This is a genomic window from Aedoeadaptatus acetigenes, assembly GCF_025566985.1.
Taxonomy (GTDB): domain Bacteria; phylum Bacillota; class Clostridia; order Tissierellales; family Peptoniphilaceae; genus Aedoeadaptatus; species Aedoeadaptatus acetigenes.
The window spans coordinates 1-818 of record NZ_JAOQJD010000037.1 but is presented as its reverse complement, the minus strand read 5'-3'; the positions used below and the strand labels follow the sequence as shown (position 1 = coordinate 818).

Here is an 818-nt window from a genome sequence, read left to right as displayed (position 1 = left end):
CCTGTGCACGTTCGTTATTGGTTTTCGTGGCTTCATTGACAATCTTGTCGATGGCCTCTTTGTCACCGGCTTGGTCGATGGATGCTTTCGTATTAGTCTTTTCGTCCTTGCTCAGCTCATCCAACTGATCAACGGTGGCCTTGGCTTCTTCTTTCGCCTTGGCTAACTCTTTTTTGGCCTGTGCACGTTCGTTATTGGTTTGCTTGGCTTCATTGACAATCTTGTCGATGGCCTCTTTGTCACCGGCTTGGTCGATGGATGCTTTCGTATTGGTCTTTTCGTCCTTGCTCAGCTCATCCAACTGATCAACGGTGGCCTTGGCTTCTTCTTTCGCCTTGGCTAACTCTTTTTTTGCCTGTGCACGTTCGTTATTGGTTTGCTTGGCTCCATTGACAATCTTGTCGATGGCCTCTTTGTCAGCGGCTTGATCGATGGATGTTTTTGCATCGGTCTTTTCGTCCTTGCTCAGCTCATCCAACTGATCAACGGTGGCCTTGGCTTCTTCTTTCGCCTTGGCTAACTCTTTTTTGACCTGTGCACGTTCGTTATTGGTTTTCGTGGCTTCATTGACAATCTTGTCGATGGCCTCTTTGTCAGCGGCTTGATCGATGGATGTTTTTGCATCGGTCTTTTCGTCCTTGCTCAGTTCATCCAAGAGATCGACGGTGGCTTTTGCTTCTTCTTTCGCCTTGGCTAACTCTTTTTTGGCCTGTGCACGTTCGTTATTGGTTTTCGTGGCTTCATTGACAATCTTGTCGATGGCCTCTTTGTCACCGGCTTGGTCGATGGATGCTTTCGTATTAGTCTTTTCGTCCTTG

1 protein-coding gene is annotated in these 818 nt (G+C 47.7%); it reads right to left on the bottom strand.

What is annotated here, in order from left to right; all coding sequences use genetic code 11:
• Positions 1 to 818: hypothetical protein (locus OCV31_RS09645; RefSeq protein WP_267303936.1), on the bottom strand; the 818-nt coding region annotated here is incomplete at both ends.